This window comes from Ruminococcus difficilis, from assembly GCF_016680995.1.
Genome location: NZ_JAEQMG010000176.1, coordinates 1 through 937 on the forward strand (window position 1 = coordinate 1; position 937 = coordinate 937).

The 937-nt window shown below is 48.1% G+C and carries 2 protein-coding genes; both read right to left on the reverse strand.

Translation table 11 applies throughout. The features are described 5' to 3' along the window. Positions 1-562: dTDP-glucose 4,6-dehydratase (locus tag JKK62_RS15895; RefSeq protein ID WP_201428775.1), on the reverse strand; the 562-nt coding region annotated here is incomplete at its 3' end. 136 nt (positions 563-698) lie between these two features. After that, positions 699-860 carry a hypothetical protein gene (locus JKK62_RS15900; protein WP_436286318.1) on the reverse strand — a complete coding sequence of 54 codons (162 nt, stop codon included), beginning with the start codon at positions 858-860 and terminating at the stop codon, positions 699-701. Positions 861-937 lie beyond the last annotated feature (77 nt).

Here is a 937-nt window from a genome sequence, read left to right on the forward strand (position 1 = left end):
CCCCCCCCCCCCCCCCCCCCCCCCCCCCCCCCCCCCCCCCCCCCCCCCCCCCCCCCCCCCCCCCCCCCCCCCCCCCCTCTTTTCCGCCTGCCTTTGAACTGCTGTACGGGCTGCTTGTATGTATTGGAGTTTCCTCGGTAAAGAACAGGTCCGGTCTGTCGAGCGGCAGATCACCGTATACCTCATCGGTTGAAACCTGATGATATCTCTGTATGCCGTACTTTCTGCAAGCATCCATAAGAACCTCGGTTCCGATGATATTGGTCTGAAGGAAGATCTCCGGATTCTCTATGGAGCGGTCAACATGGCTTTCCGCAGCAAAATTAACAACAATATCAGGATGTTCTTCCTCAAAAAGCTTTTCGACCGCTGCTCTGTCACAGATATCCGCCTTCACAAATCTGAAAGACGGGTTATCCATTACTGATTTCAGCGTTGAAAGATTTCCTGCATAAGTCAGCTTATCAAGACAGATGATTCTGTAATCAGGATGCTCGTTCAGCATATGAAACACAAAGTTTGAACCGATAAATCCTGCTCCGCCTGTAACAATAATTGTCATAACTAATTCCTCGCTCATGCTAAATTATTCATAATGTCTGTATGAATGACATCAAGGTTTTTTATCTATTACATCTTTTCGATACTTCCCATACCGGTTCTTTTCAGCTCCCGGCATACAGCAAGTACATCACAGATTACTGAAAGTATCTGTTCAAATCCTCACAAATCTTCTTTTCAGCCTTTTCTGCCTCGTCCATGCTTCCGGCAGACACAGAGAGATATGTTTTCAGCTTCGGCTCCGTGCCCGAGGGTCTGACAACAACGGAACAGTTATCCTCAAGTAAAAATTTGAGCACATCTGATTTCGGCAAACCGTCAAGGCCTGGTGCGTAGTCTAATACCTTAACAACCTTTTAGATCGGAAGAGCGTCGT